14 protein-coding genes are annotated in these 21,077 nt (G+C 62.5%); 6 read left to right on the top strand and 8 right to left on the bottom strand.

The features are described from left to right. The first annotated feature begins 92 nt into the window (after window positions 1-92). A complete protein-coding gene (locus GM668_RS22200) occupies window positions 93-443 on the top strand; it encodes a hypothetical protein (protein ID WP_155441151.1) in 351 nt (116 codons plus the stop codon). Here GM668_RS22200 and GM668_RS22195 read toward each other — a convergent pair whose 3' ends face one another. From GM668_RS22195 to GM668_RS22175, 5 genes are read right to left on the bottom strand one after another with little or no spacing between them, the layout of a single operon-like run. Continuing rightward, entirely contained in the window at window positions 444-1,181 is a 738-nt protein-coding gene (locus tag GM668_RS22195) for an ABC transporter ATP-binding protein (protein WP_155441150.1), read from the bottom strand. It lies immediately after the preceding gene. Further along, window positions 1,171-1,926 carry an ABC transporter permease gene (locus GM668_RS22190; RefSeq protein WP_155441149.1) on the bottom strand — a complete coding sequence of 252 codons (756 nt, stop codon included), beginning with the start codon at window positions 1,924-1,926 and terminating at the stop codon, window positions 1,171-1,173. Before GM668_RS22190 ends, GM668_RS22195 begins: the two co-directional genes overlap by 11 nt. Next, on the bottom strand, window positions 1,923-2,369 hold the full coding sequence (locus GM668_RS22185; RefSeq protein ID WP_155441148.1) for a cupredoxin domain-containing protein: 447 nt from the start codon (window positions 2,367-2,369) through the stop codon (window positions 1,923-1,925). The genes GM668_RS22190 and GM668_RS22185 overlap by 4 nt, the downstream gene beginning before the upstream one ends. Further along, window positions 2,366-2,932, bottom strand: a complete 567-nt coding sequence (locus GM668_RS22180; protein WP_229499754.1) for an SCO family protein — start codon at window positions 2,930-2,932, stop codon at window positions 2,366-2,368. Before GM668_RS22180 ends, GM668_RS22185 begins: the two co-directional genes overlap by 4 nt. Next, window positions 2,932-3,936, bottom strand: a complete 1,005-nt coding sequence (locus tag GM668_RS22175) for an ABC transporter substrate-binding protein (RefSeq protein WP_155441146.1) — start codon at window positions 3,934-3,936, stop codon at window positions 2,932-2,934. Before GM668_RS22175 ends, GM668_RS22180 begins: the two co-directional genes overlap by 1 nt. Before the next feature lie 204 nt (window positions 3,937-4,140). On the opposite strand from GM668_RS22175, the gene GM668_RS22170 reads away from it, so the two are divergent. Further along, complete coding sequence (locus GM668_RS22170) at window positions 4,141-5,211, top strand: DJ-1/PfpI family protein (RefSeq protein ID WP_155441145.1); 1,071 nt, start codon at window positions 4,141-4,143, stop codon at window positions 5,209-5,211. 15 nt (window positions 5,212-5,226) lie between these two features. On the opposite strand, the gene GM668_RS22165 is transcribed toward GM668_RS22170, so the two are convergent. Continuing rightward, window positions 5,227-7,875 carry a polysaccharide deacetylase family protein gene (locus tag GM668_RS22165; protein WP_155441144.1) on the bottom strand — a complete coding sequence of 883 codons (2,649 nt, stop codon included), beginning with the start codon at window positions 7,873-7,875 and terminating at the stop codon, window positions 5,227-5,229. A gap of 201 nt (window positions 7,876-8,076) precedes the next feature. On the opposite strand from GM668_RS22165, the gene ftsZ reads away from it, so the two are divergent. Next, window positions 8,077-9,126 carry a cell division protein FtsZ gene (ftsZ, locus tag GM668_RS22160; protein ID WP_155441143.1) on the top strand — a complete coding sequence of 350 codons (1,050 nt, stop codon included), beginning with the start codon at window positions 8,077-8,079 and terminating at the stop codon, window positions 9,124-9,126. An 18-nt stretch (window positions 9,127-9,144) separates the two neighbouring features. Here the strand turns inward: ftsZ and GM668_RS22155 are convergent, their stop codons facing one another. Continuing rightward, entirely contained in the window at window positions 9,145-9,972 is an 828-nt protein-coding gene (locus tag GM668_RS22155; RefSeq protein ID WP_229499732.1) for a crotonase/enoyl-CoA hydratase family protein, read from the bottom strand. A gap of 203 nt (window positions 9,973-10,175) precedes the next feature. Between GM668_RS22155 and GM668_RS22150 the strand changes: the two genes are divergently transcribed. Together GM668_RS22150 and GM668_RS22145 are read left to right on the top strand one after the other, a co-directional pair. Then, entirely contained in the window at window positions 10,176-12,971 is a 2,796-nt protein-coding gene (locus GM668_RS22150; RefSeq protein ID WP_170305767.1) for a TonB-dependent receptor plug domain-containing protein, read from the top strand. Window positions 12,972-12,985: 14 nt separating this feature from the next. After that, entirely contained in the window at window positions 12,986-15,094 is a 2,109-nt protein-coding gene (locus GM668_RS22145) for a prolyl oligopeptidase family serine peptidase (RefSeq protein ID WP_155441141.1), read from the top strand. A 63-nt stretch (window positions 15,095-15,157) separates the two neighbouring features. Here the strand turns inward: GM668_RS22145 and GM668_RS22140 are convergent, their stop codons facing one another. Then, the gene (locus GM668_RS22140; RefSeq protein ID WP_229499730.1) at window positions 15,158-15,826 is read right to left on the bottom strand and encodes a substrate-binding periplasmic protein; all 669 of its coding nucleotides are present in this window, start codon (window positions 15,824-15,826) and stop codon (window positions 15,158-15,160) included. A 275-nt stretch (window positions 15,827-16,101) separates the two neighbouring features. Here GM668_RS22140 and GM668_RS22135 point away from each other — a divergent pair. Next, window positions 16,102-21,077 (top strand): type I polyketide synthase (locus GM668_RS22135; RefSeq protein WP_155441139.1); only part of this gene is annotated, 4,976 nt, incomplete at its 3' end.

Here is a 21,077-nt window from a genome sequence, read left to right as displayed (position 1 = left end):
CAGCGCCGTCCGCCGCGCAGGACAATGCGGCGAACCACCCGTTTGATGTCACGAAACTGCAGTTTTGTGCCATTTGGGTGTATGCTGCGGGCATGAACCAAGATACCGATATCCAGCTCAGCGGTCCTTTCAAGACCACCGATGGCAGCGGACGCGCCATCGACATCAAAGCCATCCGCATTTTCGATGAAGGCTATGGCGTCATCGACGTGTATGTGGACTTGGCCGCCCCGGCCAGCGACGGGCTGCACAAGGACAAAAAACTCATTGCCAACATCAGCGCACACTTGCGCACGCTGGGCTACAGCGGCCCGGATTTGACGGCCGGCGACCCGGTGATCCAGGAAAAGCGCCTGATCGTGCTCGATACGCCGGATGAATTCCTGCCGTTCGCCGTGCGCAAGGGTTTCAAAGACTTGACGTCCGAATTTGACGACGAGTAATCACAAACCGGACAGCCCTAACTGGGCCAGTATGTCTTCCTTTAATTGCAGCAAGTCCGGGTGCGACAGCTTGCGCGGATGCGCGTGATCGACCCGGAAACTGGCCTGGATCCGCGTCGGCCGCGGCGACAGCACGAGGATGCGGTCCGCCAGGTAAATCGCTTCTTCCACGTCGTGCGTAATCAGCAGCACGGTGTGGCGTTCTTCCGCCAGCACGCGCAGCAACTCGTTGCGCATCTTTAAATTCATCAGCGCATCCAGCGCGGAAAACGGTTCATCCATGTACAGGATTTCCGGCTTGACCACCAGCGCCCGCGCGATTTCCGCCCGTTTCAGCATGCCGCCCGACAGTTCGTGCGGATACGCGTTTTCAAACCCTTTCAAGCCCACCATCTCGGCATAGTGGTCGGCCAGCGCAGCCTTTTCGCTGTCGGAACCGCTGTTCAGGCCAAACATCAGGTTTTGCTGCACGGTCAGCCAGGGGAACACGGAGCCATGCTGGGAAATCACGATGCCTTTCGGCCCCGGCTTCGTCAACGGCTGGCCGTCGATGGAGACAGCGCCCTGGTCGGGCCGTTCAAACCCCGCGACGATTTTCATCAGCGTTGATTTGCCGCAGCCGGACGGCCCGACGATGGCGACGAACTCGCCGTCCGCCACGGTAAAGTCGACGCCGTCCACCACCGGCAAGGCATTGAAATTCTTCTTAACTGAGTTGACGACGATCTTAGCGTCCATAGCGCCACCTTACGATTTTCAAATGTTCCAGCAGGCGCATCAGCCCATCCAGCGCCAGGCCGATCAGGCCGATAATAATCATGCCGGCGATGACCAGGTCATACCGGTTGCCCGCATTGCGCGAATCGATGATCAGGTAGCCCAGGCCGGAGCGCAGCGCAATCATTTCCGCCGCCACCACCACCAGCCACGCCACGCCCAGCGCAATGCGCATGCCGACGATCATTTCCGGCAGCACCGCCGGCACGATCACTTGCCGGAACAGCTTGGAACGCGGCACGCCAAAGTTTTCCGCCGCGCGCAGGTAGCGCTTTTCTATCGTGTGCACGCCGGCCGCCGTCTGCACAATCATGGGGAAGACGGACGCAATAAAGATCAGGAAGACAGGCGAAGCATTGCCGACGCCAAACCACAGGATTGCCACGGGTATCCACGCGATGGGCGAAATCGGGCGCAAGATCTGGATGATCGGGTTCAGCGTGACGAAAGCGCCGTCCACGCGCCCCATCCACAGTCCGACCGGTATCGCTACCAGCAGCGCCAGGCCAAAGCCCGCGCCGACCCGGCCCAGCGAAGCGCTGATGTGCTCCCACAGGGTGCCGTCTTCCACCAGTTCCATGGCGCCGCTCACCACTTGCGCGGGAGTCGGGAAAATCAGGCTGTCGGTGGCCAGCACTGCACACCACCAGACGGCAACGACTGCCGTCAGCACCGCCAGCGGCGGCCATACTTTCGATAACTTCATCCGGTTCGTTTCACCAAGGTTAAATTCAACAAATTCTTTGCGCGCCACTGCAGCCGCGGCCAGCCCGCCTGCGGCGCGGGTTCAACCACCACAGTCATCTGGCCGCTCGCGTGGGCCGTGCAGGCAAACGGGTATTCCGCCGCCTGTTCGAATGGCAGGCGGAAATCCTGCCCCGGCATGATCAGCACGGGGCCGAAAATCTGCGGCACCGTGTCGCTGTTGCGCAGTAACAGCACATCGCTGACGCCCAGCATCAGCGTGATTTTGTCGGGCAGGATGTCAGTCTTGTCGCCCGCCATGCGGCGCTGCCACGTGCCTTTGGGGATTTCAAACAGCGCATCGCGTGTCGCCGCATGAATAGGCGCAAACGCTGCCCATGCCGCCGCGCCGCAAGCGGCCAGCAGCAATACGGCGGCTGTCCACGCCCCGATACGCCGCGTCATTGGCCCTGCACCAGCAACGTCACGTCATGCACGATATCGTCGGCCGGACGCCCGAAAGGCATCAGCGCCCGCAACTGGCCCTTGGGATCAATGAAGTACAGGTAAGACGAATGCCCCATGACGTAATCATCGCCTTTGCCCGACCTGGCCGCGCTAATGCCATACGCGGTGCGGATGGCCGCCATCTGCTGCGCGGACCCGGTCAAGCCGATAAAAGTGGGATCGAATTGCGCCAGGTAGCTTTTCAGGCGGGAAGCCGTATCGCGTTCCGGGTCCACGCTGACAAACACCACCTGCAGCTTGTCGCGCAGCGGGCCCAGGCGTTCGCGCGCCTGTTTCAACAGCGCCAGCGACACCGGACACACATCCGCGCAATTCGTATAGCCGAATTCCAGCACCACGACTTTGCCGCGCTGCTTATCCAGCGCAAACGGCTTACCATCGGCCGCCTGCTGCGCAATATTCGGCGCCATGCGCGGCGGGTCAAAGGTGCCGGACTTCAGCTTATCGGCAGCGTGCGCCGCACCTGCCGCCAGCAGCAGGGAAAACAACACGGCGCGCATCATAAAGCGATGGGCACGGGCTGGATGGATTTGACGAAGCTCTCATCCACATACTGGTCAAACGCGACGGGCTTTTTCAGCGTGCCCGCTTCCATCGACAGCTTCATCAATTCATCGAATTCCGCGCGGATCATGCGCAAATCGCCATAGGTCACGCGGTCGGCCGGGTTATCCATGACGAACTGGATCACCTTGGGATCCTGGTTGAAGAATTTGCGCCCCGCAGCAATGGTGGCGGCTTTGGCGCGGTTGGCCGGCGCCGCATCGAGCCAGTTGCCTGCCGCCTGCACGTGGTTCACCAGTTCCTGCACCAGCGGGCGGTCCGATTTGATCAATTCTTCGCGCACTGTCAGCACGCAGCAAATGTAATTGCGCCATTCATCGCGCGTCATCGACAGCGGGCGCGCATAGCCTGCGCGCTGGGCTGCCGCGCCGAACGGTTCGCCGGTGCAATAGGCGTCGACGGCCTTCGCGTACAAGGCGGCCGGCATATCGGGCGGCGCCATTTCAATGATTTGCACATCTTTCGGCGACATGTTTTCACGCGCCAGCATCTTGCGCAGGAACAGGAAGTCCACGGCAAAGCGGCTGGGGATGGCGATGCGCTTGCCGCGCAACTCGCTAAAGCGCTTGTAGGTGGAGTCCGTGCGCACCATGATGACGGCGCCGGAGCGGTGGCCCAGCGACACGATTTTTAGCGGAATTTTCTTGTCGGTCAGGTCCATCACCAGTGGCGCCAGCATATAGGCTGCCTGGATATGGCCTGTCATCAGCGCTTCCTTGATTTCCGGCCAGCCGCTGTATTTGCTGAATTCAAACGAACCGCTGCGGGCCGCGCTGCACGCGATCGGCAATGTCAGGTTGCACGTGACCGGCAGGCCGCCGACAACAAGCTTGCCGGCAGCATGCGCCGGCTTGGAAGCCAGGCCCGCGACCGGCAGCGCCAGCGCAGTTCCCAGCAGCTGGCGGCGTCGCTGGAAGTGATCAGGAAGATGTGAATTCATTGACGTGGACAGTAACAGCTGCACGGAATTGCCGCCGAACCACTCAAGTTTAGCAAATTTCGTGTTGACGGCCAACAAACCTCGAACCGGTTTAAATCACGGAGCCTGGATTCGCCAAAAATGGCAGGATTTGACGGTTTACTGGCATTCCTGACACCAGCGCACGGCAGATAATCTGCGCATACCTTCACTTGCCGACCTGCCATGCGCCAGTTTTTATTGCTGCTCCTGTTCATCGCCACCTTTGCCCACGCCGGTGAAATCCCCCCATACCAGCCGCGCTTCGACCGCGCGCGGCCCGTTATCGCAGTCATTGGCAACAGCACGTCGACGGAAATCACTGATTTCATGCTGCCTTACGGTGTATTGAAACGCGCCGGCGCAGCCGACATCCTGGCGGTGGCCACCGAACCGGGATGGATCAAGATGAATACCGGCTTGCGCATCAAACCTGACCTGGACCTTGCAACGTTCGACCGGCTCTACCCGCAAGGTGCGGACTACGTCATCGTCCCGGCCATGGCCCATGACGACGCGCCGCCCATGCTGTCGTGGCTGGCCGCCCAGGGCGCCAAAGGGGCGACGGTTGTCAGTATTTGCGATGGCGCGCTGGTGGTGGCCAACAGCGGCTTGCTGAAGGGCCATCGCGGCACGGCGCATTGGGCCACGCATGAGTTACGCGTAGAAAAATACCCCGCCACCACGTGGCTGTCGAATGTCCGCTATGTGGCCGATGGCAAGGTTGTGTCCAGCGCAGGCATCAGCGCCGCCATGCCAACGTCGCTGGCGCTGGTGGAAGCCATTGCCGGCCATGACCGCGCGGCAGCTGTCGCCAGCGACGTTGGCGTGCAGGACTGGAGTACGCAGCACGACAGCGGCGTGTATGCGCCGAAATTCGGCCGCAACCTGAACATCTGGCTGACGCACTTTACCGACAGCTGGTTCCACCGTGCAAAGCCGGTCGGCTTACCCGTGGCCAACGGCGTCGATGAAATCGCCCTCGCCTATACCAGTGACGCCTACGCGCGCAGCCGACGCAATAAAGTCTTGTTTGTTGCCGCCAACACGGCCCCGGTCACCAGCCGCTTCGGCCTGGCGATCGAACCGGACCACATTGCCGGTACAGCCGGCGCCCCGGACGACATGCTGGAAGCGCCGGACAATGTGGCGGCGGGCAAGGTGCTGGACAAAGTGCTGGCCCGCATTGCAGACAACTATGGTCCCCGTACCGCCAAGCGGATCGCCATGGAATTCGAATACCCCGGCTTCCGCTGAGCGCGCCCGGCACGGTTACCCTAGTTTTTTCAACTGTTCCCGCACATACGGCGCGCTGGGGTGGTTCGGCGCCAGTTCGAGGAAGCTGGTGTATGCCTTTCTCGCCTTGTCCTGGTCGCCCTGCCGCTGGCGCGCATCGCCCAGGTTCAGATAAGCAATGGCGCGCGACGCATCGATCTGAATCGTGTTTTCAAACCAGCGCGCCGCTTCCGCAAATTTATCTTGCTTGAAATACACAAAGCCCAGGTTATTGGCGGCCAGCCCGAAGTCGGGACGGTATTTCAATGCCTCGGTAAAGGCCGCCTCGGCCTGGGCATATTGTTTTTCCTTATACAGCTGCAAGCCACGGTCGTTGGCGCGCTGCGCCAGTTGCCGGTTCGATGCATCCACCGGCTTGGGGGCGGCCAGCTTTTGCACTTCGCCTTGCAGGTTTTTCACGGCCACGCTATTGCCGTCAGCCTGCTGCTGGCGGCCGCTATCGAGCTTGCTGTTGAGCGCAATGGCTTCCGGCGACAGCTGGGGACTCCCCCCGCTGAGGAATTCCGTCTCGACAGGCAACTGGAATACAAATTCTCCCCCTTCGGAACCCGGCAAACTACCAAAGGCCGGCGTCTGCTGCGACACGCTGGCCACGGCCGGCGCCACATACGCCGCCAGTTCGGTCGCGGTAATCATGCCGTCGCCATTCAGGTCGGCCTTGCCGCCTAGCGCCTGCAGCAACGTCCACGTGAATACGGAATGGCCGTTGGGCCCACCGTCGGCCACCATTTGATCGGCGCCGCCCGCAGTCAGCATTTGGCGGCCAATGCGGCGCGCATTGTCGCGCAAGAAAGCTGACGTGCCGCCGCCCCGGGTAAGGCCGAGGCCGCTATAGCACGCATCCATCACGAACAGCACATGCTTGGAACTCAAGCTTTCCGCAATGTTTTGCAAGTCCGTCATCGGGATCGCATCCACGCTGACTTGCTGCGGATCGGAATCGACTGGAATGATGTAGCCCAGGCTGCGGCCGGAACTGAGCTGGCGTGTCGCGCCATGGCCGGCAAAGAATACAAAGATGCGGTCATCCTTCTTCAGCCGGGCTTCTCCCAGCTTGTCGTGGAATACGGCCAGGATATTATTGCGGGTCGCTTCGCCATTGGTCAGCGTAAATACGCGCGTGCTATCGAAACCGAAACGGCTCACCAGCGTATCCCGGATGGCCTTCGCATCGGGCACCGCATATTGCAGCTTCGGCCATTTCTGGTAGTCGTTAATGCCGATGACCACCGCATAGCTGTTGGCGTAGCCGGTACTGATGGCGACCTTGTCCGGCTCCGGCCTGCCAGCCTTGGCCACTGTAAAGTCATTGCCATCCCATGTGGCAAAGCTGTAGCCGTCTGCAATCAGCTTGTCCAGCACCAGCGGCAAGGTCTTGACGGTACGCTCGTGGATATCGTGGAACAGGATGATGCCGCGCTGTTCTTTCTCCAGCGAACCCAGTACACGGTTCGCAATCGAACTCGGCACCGGATCGGCCCAGTCCAGTGAATCAATATTCCACATCACTGAACGCAGCCCCAGCTTGTTCAGTACTTCCAGTCCCTCGGCATTGTGCGCACCATAAGGGAAACGGAACAGCGCAGAACGGCGCGCGTCGACCGCCTTCAGCAACTTGTCGGCCTGCGCAATTTCTCCATACAGCTGGTCGCCCTGCTCTTTCGACAGCAATGCGTGGCTATAGCTATGGTTGGCCAATACATTGCCGCCATCGAGCAGGCGGCGGCTGGCAGCGGCTTGCTTGCCCAGCGCTTCCTTGCCTTGCGCGTTGACTTCGCCCAGGTTCTTGCCGACCTGGAAGAACACGCCCGGCACGCCATATTGCTTGAGGATGGCCGCCACTTCATCGGTGTAAGTGGCATGCGGCCCGTCGTCAAAGGTCAGCACGACGGTTTTCGGCGGCAGCGACTTGCCGAAGATTTCCGCGGAATCGGCGGCGCCCGGCTTCACGGGGTAAGGCACGATGACGCCGTAATCCTTCATAATCTGGTCACGCGTGAACAGCTTTTTCAAGTGGGCAACGTAGTCTTCCCACCGCTCGCGCTTCGGCACGATGGCGCGCTGGTCGAAGCGGGCAAAGATGCCGCTCAGCTCCTTGTCATACTGGCGCTCGATGTCTTCCAGCGCGGCCAGGTCTTCGCTGACGCGCTTGTGCAGCTTGATACCTGGCAGCGTTTGGTTGGCGGCTGCCTGCAACTGCATCTCCACCAACACTTCGCGGAAGGCGAGGCGGTCGGCGTCAAACAAATCGGTGGCCGATTCAATGTAAGCCAGCAACAAGTCATAAGCCGTGTCGCGCTGGGCCGCTGGCCCCTGCTGCAATGCGGCCAGCAGCTGGCGCACTTTACCCAGCCGCTCGACGTTCTCATGGAACAACACTTGGCCAACCTGGCCGGCGGCCTTGCGGTCTGGCTCCGCCATGGCCTGCTCGTCCGCCAGCAAGACAATGATTTTGCGGTAGTTCGCCAGGATATTTTGCAGCTCTGCCTGCAAGGGCGCTTGGGGATCGGCGCTGGCCGCTGCTGCTTGCGTGCCAGCAGGCGGCGGGCTGGTCTTCATGTACACCGCACCGGCAAGCGCTGCAGCCAGGCCCGCCGCGATTACCGCAGATTTGGAAATCTTCATTTTTTATTAATTAATTGTAATTATGCAATTCTAGCCGAGACTGCGGTGTGCCACGAGTTGTCGCCAGATTGCACGCTTTATTACAAATGCTTGCGATTGAATCGCATAAACGCTGTATCGTGCGCGCGTCAGCAAGTAGGCTAACGGACTAAGCATCGGCCGCCATGGCGGCCGAGCGCAATTCGATTGAAGGAGTCTACCTTGCACGACCACAAACATTCCCAGCCGGAAACGGTAATCAAAGTCATCGGCATCGGCGGCGCGGGCGGCAACGCGATCAACCATATGGCGTCTGCCGGCTTGTCTGGCTTCGAATTTATCTGCGCCAATACGGATGCGCAGGCGCTGTCGCTGGTCCACGTGGAAAAAAAGATCCAGCTTGGCGAAAGCGGCATGGGCGCGGGCAGCGACCCCATCGTCGGACGGGAAAGCGCCATGCGTGAACGCACCGCCATTGCCGACGCGCTTAAGGGCGCCAACATGGTGTTCCTTACCGCCGGCATGGGGGGCGGCACCGGTACCGGCGCTGCGCCCGTGATAGCGGAAGTCGCACGTGAAATGGGCATCCTGACGGTCGGCGTGGTATCGAAACCGTTTGAATTTGAAGGCCCGCGCCGCATGCGGGTTGCCGAAGAAGGCATTGCCATGCTGGCCAAGAGTGTCGATTCGCTCGTCATCATCCTCAATAGCCGCCTGGAAGAAGTGCTGGGCGCCGATGTCACGCAAAAGCAGGCGTTTGCCGCGGCCGACGACGTGCTGAGCAAGGCGGTCTCCGGCATCGCGGAAATCATCACCGTGCCCGGCATGATCAACGTGGATTTCGAAGACGTCCGTACCGTCATGCGCCAGACCGGCATGGCCATGATGGGTTCGGCGCAGCACGCAGGCGACGACCGCGCCGTCAAAGCTGCCGAGGAAGCCATCTCTTGCCCGCTGCTCGATGGCACCAACCTGCACTCCGCGCGCGGTTTGCTGGTCAACATTACCGCGTCCGAAGCAACGCTGAAATTGCGTGAAACCAAGCAAGTGATGACGGTGATTTGTGCGCAGACCAGCGAAGACGCCATCATCAAATTCGGCGCAGTGTTCGACGATACGCTGGGCGACGCCATGCGTGTCACCGTTGTCGCTACCGGCTTGAACCGGCCCAGCGACTTCGCGGCCGGCACGCGGCGCCCGGCGATATCGCGCTCAGGCCCCAGCGGCGTGCTGGGCCAGGTGCGCCAGACCCGCTTCGAGGCTGCGGGCTGAACAGTGTTGCACGCGGCCTCAGTCGCGGAATTGCGGCGTGCGCTTGGCCATGCCCGCCATCATGGCTTCCTGCAAGTCGGCCGACATCAGCATCGCGGCATTCCACGTCGCGTTGTAGTTCAAGCCATCGGCCACCGTATGGTCGCGCGCATACGTAATCATTTCTTTCACGCCGCGCACCGCCAGCGGCGCCTTGGCGGCAATCTCCGCGGCAATTGCGCGCACGCCGTCGCGCAGCGCCTCAGGCGACTCGAACACGCGGTTGACCAGCCGGACATCCTTCGCTTCCGCCGCATCAAATTTGCGGCCCGTGTACGCCAGTTCGCGCACCATGCCTTCGCCGATGAGTTTCGGCAAGCGCTGCAGCGTACCGACGTCCGCCGTCATGCCGATATCGATTTCCTTGATGCTGAACCATGCGTCGGCTGAGCAGTAGCGCATGTCGGCACAGGTGATCAAGTCGATTCCGCCACCGACGCACGCGCCATGTACGGCAGCCAGCACAGGCTTGCGGCAGCGTTCCAGGCTGGTCAGCGTGTCTTGCAAATCGAGGATCACGCGCCGCAGCGATTCCCGCATGCGGCCATCGCAGTCGCTTTGGATCTGGCTGCTCAAGCCCATCATCATTTGCAAATCGATGCCGGACGTGAATGCCCGCCCTTCCCCTTCCAGCACCGCCACACGCGCTTCCGGCAACGCATCGATGTAATCGAATGCGCGGCGGATGTCATGCCACATGGCCAGGTTCATGGCATTCATTTTTTCCGGCCGGTTCAACCGTACGGTGGCGACGTGATCCGCGACAGTGACGGTGACAGTTTCAAAGACAGGCAATTCAGTGGACATGGGCGCCTTTTTCGCAATTGTAGAAAACCGCTATTCTCGTTGCGAAATTTCCGAGGGGTCAATCTAAAGCGCAAAAACACACTGTGCTGATTTCATCGTGCTAGCCTGGGAAAACCCACAAGACAGTGCCCCTCACGCAAAAGTATCCTTCCAACAACATGCAGAACGATATCAAATCGTCCATGATGAACAAGGAGACACACGTGAAGCACAGCAGTAAATTGCAATATACCGTCCTCGTCGCATCGCTGGCCGCAGCATTTCCCGGCCTCGCCCTGGCGCAGGAGACCGACAGCAAGCACGTCCAAAAAGTCGTCGTGACGGGCTCGAACATCAAGCGCGTGGATTCAGAAACCGCGTCGCCGGTCCAGGTGGTATCGCGCCAGGAAATCGAGCAAAGCGGCGCACAGACTGTTGCGCAAATCCTCAACAACCTGACCGGCAACGACCGTGGCGCAATCAGCGACCTGGGCGGCACCAATTCGTGGGCCAGCGGCGCATCGGGCGTTTCCATGCGCAACCTCGGCACCGGCGCCACGCTGGTGCTGCTCAATGGCCGGCGCCTGTCGGCATATGGCTTTGCAGACGCCCTGCAAGCGAACTTCGTCAACATTGATTCCATCCCAAGCGACGTCATCGACCGGGTCGAAATCCTGAAGGATGGCGCTTCCGCCGTGTATGGTTCCGACGCGGTGGCTGGCGTCATCAACATCATCACGCGCAAGAATTTCCGCGGCGTGGGCGTGAAAGCATCGGCCCAGCAATCGCTGGAGCGTTCGTTCCTTAACCGCGAACACAAGGCGTCCATCATTGGCGGTACGGGCGACTTCGACACGGACGGCTATAACGCCTTCGCCCACCTCGAACTGTATTCACGCGGTAAATATACTGACCGCCAGGTCCGCCCTCTGCTGCCCGACTGGTATATCCGCATGAACCCGGACCGCGATGCGACGTCCACCGGTTCGATTCCCGGCAACTACGTCGGCCGCTATCCGGCCAACTATAGCGACCCCAAGCTGGCAGGCAAGTCGATCAACGTGGCAGCGCCCGGCTGCGCGCCGGAAAACCTGAAAGGCGGCTTGTGCTTCTATGACTATTGGCAAGACAGCCTGGCCCGCCCGCCTGCGGAGCGCGCCACTTTCCTCGGCTCGGCAAAGATGAAGCTGCCCAACGACATGACCGGCTACGCCGAACTGCAACTGGCGAAAACCCGCAACGACTACCATACGGCGCCGCCGCGCAGCAGCGTCACGGGCGTACCGCTGTCATGGTATGACTCGATTACCGGCAAGATGCAATACTTCACGGATCCGCAATTGCCGGTGGGCCACCCCAACAATCCGTACAGTTTCCCGATCGGCTTGAATTACCGCTTCGCCGACGACCGCGACATGTTCAAGAACGTCGGTTCGTCGGACCAGTTCCGTGCATTGGCTGGCATCCAGGGCGAGAGCATGGGCTGGGAATGGGACAGCGCAGTCGGCATCATGGGCTCGAAAGCCCGCCAGCGCCAGCACCTGTACCGCGACCGCTATGCGTACGCCGACGCGATCGTCAGCGGCGCCTACAAATTCGGCCAGACCAATGACCGCGCGCTGCTGGAAAAAATGTTCCCGGAAATGGGCTCGCATGGCCAATACCGTCAAGCCTTCATGGACTTCAAAGCCAGCCGTGAACTGTACGCGCTGCCCGGCGGCCCGCTGCAGCTGGCGACCGGCGTCGACCTGCGGCACGAGTCGTTTGAACACATGAGCAGCGATAACGTGCTGGAAGCGCGCATCGTACAGTTCAGCGGCGTGAAGATCGATGGCGCGCGCAACGTTGCCGCCGCTTTTGCCGAACTGGCCGCCCCATTCACCAAGCAGCTGGAAGGCAGCTTTGCCATCCGTGGCGACAAGGTCATTAACCAGGCCGGCGCCATTGTGCCAAAGTTCGGCCTGCGTTACACGGCCAATGACATGCTGATGGTGCGCGGCACCGTCTCCAAAGGCTTCCGCGCGCCTAGCCTGCCGGAAACCGGCAATGGCGGCGCGTCGTGGTTCAACAATGGCTATCTGGATCCGAAGCGCTGCGCAGCCGCCACGGAATTGCGCAATATCCTCAATACCGGCAACGCGGCAGACAAGAACCTGGCCCTGACCGCCTATGACCTGGGCTGCAAGGTTAACTTCCCGTCGGTCGTCACACCGAACCCGGACCTGAAGCCGGAACACACCAACAGCTTCACGGCGGGCCTGGTATTGCAGCCGATCCGTGCGCTGAGCTTTACCATCGACTATTACAACATCAAGCGCCGTGACGAAATTGCCGTCAAGGATATCGACCAGACACTGGCCAATGAAGACCGGACGAACGGGCTGGTGCAGCGCGACCCGCTGACCACGCAAGATATCGACATTGCCCGCCGCGCTGCCGAACTGTCGGGCAAAAACGTCGCGTACCCGATCGGCCCGATCCGCACCATCGCGGCACAGTACCAGAACTATGGCAAGTCCCGTGTCTCTGGTATCGATCTCGACGCCAAGGGCCGCTGGACGCTGGGCGACATGGGTACCGTGAACGTGGGCCTGGAACTTAACCACCAGTTCGAATACCAGCAGTGGGACAGCTTCGCCAACACGTACACGCAAAACTATGTCGGCTACCGCGGCGTGCCACGCACGCGCGCTGTCGCCAAGCTGTCGTGGGAAAATGCCGTGCTGGTCACCGGCCTGCGCGCAAACTTTGCCAGCGGCACCCAGTTGGCGTGGGGTGAACTCGATACTGCCAACACCATTGATGGCTGCGCAGGCCGTAGCGTCAGCAAGGACGAGTGCAAGATTGCGTCCGATACGACGGTCGATTTCTGGACGCGCTATACGTTCCGCCCTGGCACGACGATTTCCGCGAACGTGTTCAACCTGTTCGACCGCAAGGATCCGGTCAAACTGTATCCGAACAGCGCACTGCCGCTGCGCACGCGCACGTTGAAACTGACCGTTGAACACATGTTCTGAGAGGAATGCGCCACATGACACCAACCAGGACACGTGGCCTGGCAGCAGCGGCAGCGCTGCTGCTGTGCGCCGCTGCGCAGGCGGAAGCGCCATCGCCGGCGCCGGCCCTCAATACCGATCCCTACCTGTGGCTTGAAGACGTCAGCTCCGAGCGGGCGCTGGACTGGGTCAGGCAGTGGAACGACTTGACGACCAGCCGGCTGGGCGCGCTGCCGGGCTTCCAGCAGACGTCCAAGGCCATCCGCGAAATCGTCGACTCGCGCGAACGGATTCCCTTCGTTGAAAAGCAAGGCAAGTACGTCTACAACTTCTGGAAAGACGCCGGGCACCCGCGCGGCGTCTTGCGGCGCACGACATTGGAACGCTACAAGAGCAGCGCGCCAAAGTGGGACACCGTGCTGGACGTTGACCGCCTGGCGCGCGATGAAAAGGAAAACTGGGTATGGCACGGCATGAACTGCCTGAAGCCGAAGGCTGAGCGCTGCCTGTTTTCCCTCACGCGCGGCGGCGGCGATGCGCACGTCGTGCGCGAGTTCGACACGGGCCGCCTGCAATTCGTATCGGGAGGGTTCGCCCTGCCCGAAGCCAAGAGCGACGTCAACTGGGTGAGCCGGGACCGCCTGCTGGTGGCCACCGACTTCGGTCCAGGATCGCTGACCAGCTCAGGCTATCCGCGCATCGTCAAGGAGTGGAAGCGCGGCACGCCGTTGCAGGCTGCCTCCGTTGTGTTTGAAGGACAGCCGGCCGACATCAGCGCCTCCGGCTATGCCGACGAGTACCCGGGAGTCAACCGCGAATTCATCCTGCAATCGACGTCGTTCTTTACCAACGACATGTACTACCGCCATGCGGGCAAGCTGGTCAAGCTGGACAAGCCAAACAGCGCGACCGCCTTCACCTTCAGGGATCAGCTGCTGATCCGCTTGCGGGCGGACTGGAATACCGGCGGCAAGACCTATTTGCAAGGCTCGCTGCTGGCCATCGGCTTTGATGGCTTCATGGCGGGCAAGCGCGATTTCAACGTCCTGTACGAACCCGACGCCACCCGTTCGCTGCAATCGGTGACGGCCACCAAGAGCGCCATCGTGCTGAACGAGATGGTCAACGTGCGCAGCCAGGTACACGAGTGGCGCATGCAGGACGGCAAATGGGAACGCCGGACGGTATCGACGCCGCCCTACGCCAGCGTATCGATCTCGCCGGTCGACTACCTGGAATCGGACAGCTACTTCATGGTGCTGAACGACTTCCTCACGCCGACGTCGCTGCACCTGGGCCAGGTCGGCACCGACTTGCGCCAGCCATTGAAATCGCAGCCGGCGTTCTTCGATGCGTCCGGACTCAAGGTGGAGCAGCAATTTGCCACCGCCAGGGACGGTACCCGGATTCCGTATTTCGCCGTCATGCGCAAGGACGTCAAGTTCGACGGCAACAACCCGACTTTGCTGTACGGCTATGGCGGCTTTGAAATTTCCATGCGGCCGACGTACAACGCGACCGTCGGCCGCGCGTGGCTGGAAAAAGGCGGCGTCTACGTGCTGTCGAATATCCGCGGCGGCGGCGAATTCGGGCCGCGCTGGCATGAAGCCGCGCTGAAGGAAAAGCGGCAAGTGTCATATGACGACTTCATTACGGTGGCTGAAGATTTGATCGCACGGAAAGTCACGTCGCCGCAACACCTGGGCATCATGGGTGGCAGCCTGGGCGGCATGCTGGTGTCTGTCGCCGCGCTGCAGCGTCCTGAACTGTTTAATGCCGTCGTCAGCCAGGTGCCGCTGGCCGACATGAAGCGCTACCACCTGATGCTGGCCGGCGCCTCGTGGATCGATGAATATGGCGATCCGGACCGTCCTGACGAGTGGGCTTATATCTCGCGCTATTCGCCCTACCACTTGCTGGACAAGAACCGCTCGTATCCACCGGTGTTCTTCACCAGTTCCACCCGGGATGACCGCGTGCATCCAGCCCACGCGCGCAAGATGGTGGCGCGCATGCAAGAACAAGGGCATCAAGTCTTGTATTGGGAAAACATGGATGGCGGCCATGGCGGCGCGGTAAACGGCGAGCAGCAAGCCAAGCTGTATGGCATGGTGTACAGCTTCCTGTGGGACCGCTTGAAGTAATCCAAGTGGCGGGCGCGCCGGAGCGAACGTGGTTCCGGCGCGGCTAAACTGGGCAGTCCGCTGCTAGTGCGTGGCGCCGTGTGGCCGGTACCGCCCCAGGATAGCCTGGATCACGCCGCGCGCCTTCAATACCGCGATCGCCTGGTTCACTTCCCGGATACCGACTTTGCCTTGCGGGCCAACAGCACAAAAAGTATCGAAGTCGGTGATCTTCAAGTGGTGGGACGCCAGCTGCGCCCGCTCCGGGTGCACCTTGCGCTGGTAGTCGAAATAAATGCGGTTTGTAACAATGTAGTTGAAGCGTCCGTGCAACAGCTTTTCCAGGTTTTGGCTGTCATTGGCGGCATTATCGCGCACGACGTTGGGCTGCAGCTGTTCGATTTCCGGATAGCGGTAACCCAGGATCGTCCCTACCCGCGCTCCCGCCATCGCCTGCAAGGACGCGGGCGCAGGGGTTTCGCGGCGCATGGCGACGATCATGCGGTTCGAGATGATCGCGTCCGACCACAGGAAGGACTGGTTGTCGAGCCACTCGGGCCGCAAGTCGCACAGCAAGTCCGCGTGGCCGCGCAGCAGTGCGCCTTCCACCCGGGTGCGCGGCAATACCACGTAGCGCGGCTGGCGGTGCAGCTGTGCGCTGAGCGCATCGCCGAATTCCTTGAGTATCCCGCCGCGCAGCGCTTCATCGCGTATATCGGTCATCGGCATGGCGCTGCCGTTGGAAATGGCCATCACGAGTTCAGCGGCCCCTGCCCTGTGTGGGATCAAAAGAAAGGCAACCAGCATAAGGCGCGCAGCGGCCTTCATCAGTTGGCCAGTAACCAGTTCGCAATACATCAAATCAGTGATCCAGTGAATTTGTTCTGCGGAATGATAGCCGCAACGGGTAAAAACCAGCGCATTGTGCCGATTTAGCGCAGTTTTCCATGTAAAAAGATCAAGACTCGCCATCGCGTGCCAACCATACTTGCCGACTAAAAGTTATTTAGACAGCAAGGAATACAAGCATGAGTACTGAGGCTGGTTTGCAAGGCATCTTAAATAGTGTCCTGATCGTGTCGCCGTTCGAAACACCCGACGCCCGTCTGGTGGCCGACGCCATGCGCGCGGGCGCTTTCGCTTTCCTTGACATCGGGCGCGACTGGCCGCAGGCGCGCGCCGCCATCACGCGTGTCCAGGCGGCTGCGCCCGGCAGCTTCGGCTTGCGTATTCCCGAAGGCGTGCGCGTGGACGAGACGGCGCTGGCGCCGCTGCGCGAGCGTGTGAAAGTACTGATGCACGCGGCGCCGGCCGCCTTCCAGCCGCTGTCCGGCTTCTTTCACGTGGTGCAGGTGGTGTCGCTGGAAGAAGCGCTGGAAGCGCAGCGCCTGGGCGCCCATGGCTTGATCCTCAAGGGCGCCGAGAGCGGCGGCCGGATCGGCGCATTCAACAGTTTCATTTTGCTGCAGCAGACCCACGGCCGCCTGTCGCTGCCATACTGGGCCCAGGGCGGCATGGGACCGCACGGGGCGGCAGCTGCCGTGGTGGCGGGCGCCCAAGGCGTGCTGTACGACGCGCAACTGGCGCTGATGCCGGCCGCGCACAGCCGCCCCGGGCTGCTGCCTGTGTTCAGGGCAGTTAACGGTTCGGAAACAGCGGTCGCCGGCGGCTACCGCTTCCTGCGCCACAAACTTGTGCCCGACGTGGACGACGACGCCAGCCGGGACCAGTTGCTGGCGCAACTGCACAGCGGAACCGCACCGCTGCTGGCCGGTGAAGACCTGGCGCTGGCCCAGCTGTTCCACGCGCAGTACGGCGACATCGATGGCCTGGTGCACGCGACCGAAGAAGCCATCGCAGGCCACTTGCGCCAGGCCCGGCGCGTGCCGCTGTTCGGCGCCGATACGCCGTTCGCCCGCGAACATGGCTTGCGCTATCCGCTGGTGCAGGGACCCATGGCGCAAGTGTCGGACCGGCCTGGCTTCGCCGCCGCCGTGGCCGATGCCGGCGCCATGCCGTCGATCGCGCTGGCCGTGCTCCCGCCAGAGCGCGCCCGGCCTATCCTCGAGCAGACCCGGGACCGCGTCAACGGCAAACCCTGGTGCGTCGGCCTGCTGGGTTTCCTGCCACCCGAACTGTACAAGGCGCAAGCCGAGCTGGTGCTGTCCATGGCGCCGTCTTACGTGATTTTGGCTGGCGGCCGGCCCGACCAGGCCAAGGCGTTCGAGCAGCAAGGCGTCAAAACTTTCCTGCATTGCCCCACGATCGGCCTGTTCGAACGTTTCCTGGCCGGCGGCGCGCGCCGTTTCGTGTTCGAAGGGCGCGAATGCGGCGGCCACGTCGGGCCGCTGTCGTCGATGACGCTGTGGGAGGGCCAGATTACGCTGGCGCTGGAATCCGGCGCTTGCGCGGAATTGTCGCTGCTGTTTGCGGGCGGCTTGCACGACCGCCTGTCTGGCGCGCTGCTGGGCGCCATGTGTGCGCCGCTGGCCGCGCTGGGTGCGAAGGTCGGCATTTCAATGGGCACGGCCTATTTGTTTACCGAGGAAGCCGTGCGCGAAGGCGCGATCCTGGCGGCTTACCAGGAATTGGCCGTGGCCAGCAGCGAGACTGCACTGGTGCAAACCCGGCCGGGCCACGTCACACGCTGCCTGCGCACGCCGTATGTCGATTTCCTCGAACAGGAGCGGCTGCGGCTGCGCGCCGAAGGCAAGAGCCGCGACGAGATCTTCCTCGCGCTTGAACAGATGAATGCCGGCCATTTGCGCATTGCGTCCAAAGGCAGCAAGCGAATCGGCGGCGTGGCCACGGAAGTCGACACGCACACGCAGCGCAATGAAGGCATGTACATGATTGGCGACGTCGCCTGCCTGCGCCAGCAAGTGCTCAGCATTGCCGCCCTGCACGAGGAACTGGCCGCCAGCGCGCAATGGCTGCGCGATGTGCGCGTGCCGGCAACGGCCACACAGCGCGGCAGTCCGTGCGACATCGCCATTGTCGGCATGGCCGGCATCTTCCCCGGCGCGCTGACGGCCCAGCAATTCTGGGCCAACATCATCGAGGGCAAAGACTGCGTCACGGAGGTGCCTGACGGACGCTGGGACAAGGCGCTGTATTACGACCCGGACGCGGCCGGTGCTCGCGGCGAGAAAACCAACTCGAAATGGGGTGGCTTCGTGCCGGATTTCCATTTCGATCCAGCCCTGTTCGGCATTCCGCCGCAAAGCCTGGGCTCGATCGATCCGGCCCAGATTGCCGGCCTGCTGGTGGCTTACCAGGCGTTGCAAGACGCCGGCTACCTCGAACGCCCTTTCAACCGCGAACGCACGTCCGTCATCTTCGGCATCGAGCCGGGCGCCGACATTTCTGGCGCATACGGGTTGCGCATCATGCTGCCGCAATTGCTCGATGAACCGGCGCTGGGCCAGGCGCTGTCCGCCCTGCCGCGCCTGACGGAAGACAGCTTCCCCGGCGTGCTGGGCAATGTCGTGTCGGGCCGTATCAGTAACCGGCTCGATCTTGGCGGCCAGAACTTTACCGTCGATGCCGCGTGCGCATCGTCGCTGGCGGCCATCGATGCGGCCATCAAGGAATTACGCTATGGCGAGAGCGACGTGGCCATTGCCGGCGGCGTGGATTTCCATAACGGCATCCATGACTACCTGATGTTTTCCAGCACCCACGCGCTGTCGTCCAGCGGCAGGTGCCGCAGTTTTTCCGAACTGGCGGACGGCATCGCGCTGGGCGAAGGCGCCGGCGCCGTGGTGCTCAAGCGCTATGAAGATGCGTTGTCCGATGGCGACCATGTCTATGCGGTGATCCGCGGCATCGGCGGCGCCAGCGACGGCAAGTCGCTGGGCTTGACCGCGCCGCGCCGCCAGGGGCAGCAGCGGGCGCTCAACCGCGCTTACCGCCGCGCCGGGATTTCACCGGCCGAAATCGGCTTGCTGGAAGCGCATGGCACCGGCACGGTGGTGGGTGACCGCACGGAACTGGCGTCGATGGAAACCGTGTTTTCCAGCGCAGGCAGCGCCCCCGGCGCTTGTGCGCTGGGCTCGGTCAAGACCCAGATCGGCCACACCAAGTGCGCCGCCGGCATCGCCAGCCTGATCAAGTCGGCGTATGCAGTAGAACAGGGCTTGCTGCCGCCCACCTTGCATCTGGAACAGCCTAACGCTTACTACCGGCAAGAACACAGCGCCTTCTATTTTTCCGCGCGCACGCTGCCCTGGCTGGCGCACGAACGCAAGGCCGGCGTCAGCGCATTTGGTTTCGGCGGCACCAATTACCATCTCGTGCTCGACCGTGGCCACGCCGGCCCTGGCGGCGCGGTCCCGCCCGCGCCCCAGGTCTGGCCTTATGAATTATTGCTGTTCCGCGGCCACAACGCCGACCAGGCCCGCCAGCAGGCCGAACGCCTGCAAGCGTACCTGGCCGGCGGCCACCAGCACCGGCTGTGCGACATCGCCTACAGCCACCACTTGAGCAATGAAGGCGATGGCCCGGTGCGGCTCGCCGTGGTGGCGGCCAGCGTGGAGGATCTTCGCGCCAGGCTGGCGCGGGCGGTCCAGGGCCAGGCCGACCCGCTCGGCGTCTATACCGGCGCCGGCCTGCCGATGGAAGGCCCGCTGGCCTTCCTGTTCCCCGGCCAAGGCAGCCAGTTTGTCGGCATGGGCGCCGACTTGTTGACGTATTTCCCTGCCACCCGAACGTACCTGGCCGGCGAGCCGGCGCTGTGCGCGGCCATGTATCCGCCCAGCGCCCTGACGGACCAGCAGCGCGCCGCGCAGGACGCCGCGCTGACGGACACGCGCATGGCGCAGCCGGCGCTGGGCGTCGTCAGCATGGCGGCGGCGCAGGTATTGCGCACGCTCGGCATCGAAGCGAGCCAGCTGGCCGGCCACAGTTTCGGTGAACTGAGCGCGTTGTGCCACGCAGGCAGTATCGCGGAAAACGCGCTGGTGCAAGTGAGCCGCCAGCGTGCCGACAGCATCCTCGGCAGCTTTGACGGCGCGGAGCGCGGCGCCATGCTGGCTGTCGAGGGCGACGCGGCGCAGGTTGACGCAGTGCTGGGCAGCCTTGGCGAAATGCGCGAGATCGACATCGCCAACTTGAACGCGCCGCGCCAGACCGTGCTGGCAGGGCCCACCAGCGCAATCACGGCAGCGCTGCAGCAATGCAAGCAGGCTGGCATGCGTGCGCGCATGCTGCCGGTCGCCTGCGCCTTCCACAGCCGCAGCCTGGGCGCTGCCGCCGATCATTTCGGCGCCTTCCTGCGCGAATTGCCGCTGGCTCCGATCCAGCCGGATACGTCTGTCTGGTCGAACCAGCACGCCGCGCCCTATCCAGACGGTTTGGCCGCCGATGCGCTGGCCGATAGCCTGGGCCGGCAAATCGCCTCGCCCGTGCGTTTCGAAGCCATGATACGGGCCATGCACGCACAAGGCGTGCGCACGTTTGTCGAGGTGGGTCCGGGCGGCGCGCTGTCGTCGCTGGTGAACAATATTCTCGACGGCGCACCGGTGCAGACGCTGCCGCTGATGCTGCGCGACGCGCCGCCACTGAAAGGGCTGATGCATGCGCTGGCCCGCCTGGCCACGCTGGGCGCACCGCTGGCGCCAGGCGCGCTGTACGCCAACCGGCGCCTGCGCGTGCTCGATCTGGCGCATCCCAAACCGCTGGCGGCGACCATGTGGAGCGTCAACGGCCAGCACGCAAGGCCGCTGCAGGGCAAGCTGCCTGCACACGCGTACGATCCTGCGCTGGGTACCAAACTGGCGCTGCAGCCGGCGCTGGCGCACCCAGCGCAACCGGCGCCATACGACGACGGCGCGCGCGCGGCCGTGATGCGCAGCTATTTCGACAGCGTCAATCATTTCGTCCAGCAGCAGCGCGATATCATGCTGGGCTACCTGGGCGCGGCTCCGGCGCCGCTGGCCATGCCATTGCCTGCGGCCGCCATCGCCGCCGCACCGATGGCGGTGCCGCCGCGCGCAGCGCTACC

It is taken from the genome of Pseudoduganella ginsengisoli (genome assembly GCF_009720865.1).
Lineage (GTDB): Bacteria > Pseudomonadota > Gammaproteobacteria > Burkholderiales > Burkholderiaceae_D > Rugamonas > Rugamonas ginsengisoli.
The sequence above is the reverse complement of the archived record's forward strand: the minus strand, read 5'-3'. Positions and strand labels throughout refer to the sequence as shown.

Bases quoted from the DNA above. Each gene is read 5' to 3' on its own strand.
- GM668_RS22190 (WP_155441149.1), bottom strand. From the start codon at position 1,926: ATGAAGTTATCGAAAGTATGGCCGCCGCTGGCGGTGCTGACGGCAGTC.
- GM668_RS22165 (WP_155441144.1), bottom strand. From the start codon at position 7,875: ATGAAGATTTCCAAATCTGCGGTAATCGCGGCGGGCCTGGCTGCAGCG.
- GM668_RS22170 (WP_155441145.1), top strand. From the start codon at position 4,141: ATGCGCCAGTTTTTATTGCTGCTCCTGTTCATCGCCACCTTTGCCCAC.
- GM668_RS22155 (WP_229499732.1), bottom strand. From the start codon at position 9,972: ATGTCCACTGAATTGCCTGTCTTTGAAACTGTCACCGTCACTGTCGCG.
- GM668_RS22200 (WP_155441151.1), top strand. From the start codon at position 93: ATGAACCAAGATACCGATATCCAGCTCAGCGGTCCTTTCAAGACCACC.
- GM668_RS22185 (WP_155441148.1), bottom strand. From the start codon at position 2,369: ATGACGCGGCGTATCGGGGCGTGGACAGCCGCCGTATTGCTGCTGGCC.
- GM668_RS22180 (WP_229499754.1), bottom strand. From the start codon at position 2,932: ATGCGCGCCGTGTTGTTTTCCCTGCTGCTGGCGGCAGGTGCGGCGCAC.
- GM668_RS22140 (WP_229499730.1), bottom strand. From the start codon at position 15,826: ATGGCCATTTCCAACGGCAGCGCCATGCCGATGACCGATATACGCGAT.
- GM668_RS22195 (WP_155441150.1), bottom strand. From the start codon at position 1,181: ATGGACGCTAAGATCGTCGTCAACTCAGTTAAGAAGAATTTCAATGCC.
- GM668_RS22175 (WP_155441146.1), bottom strand. From the start codon at position 3,936: ATGAATTCACATCTTCCTGATCACTTCCAGCGACGCCGCCAGCTGCTG.
- GM668_RS22145 (WP_155441141.1), top strand. From the start codon at position 12,986: ATGACACCAACCAGGACACGTGGCCTGGCAGCAGCGGCAGCGCTGCTG.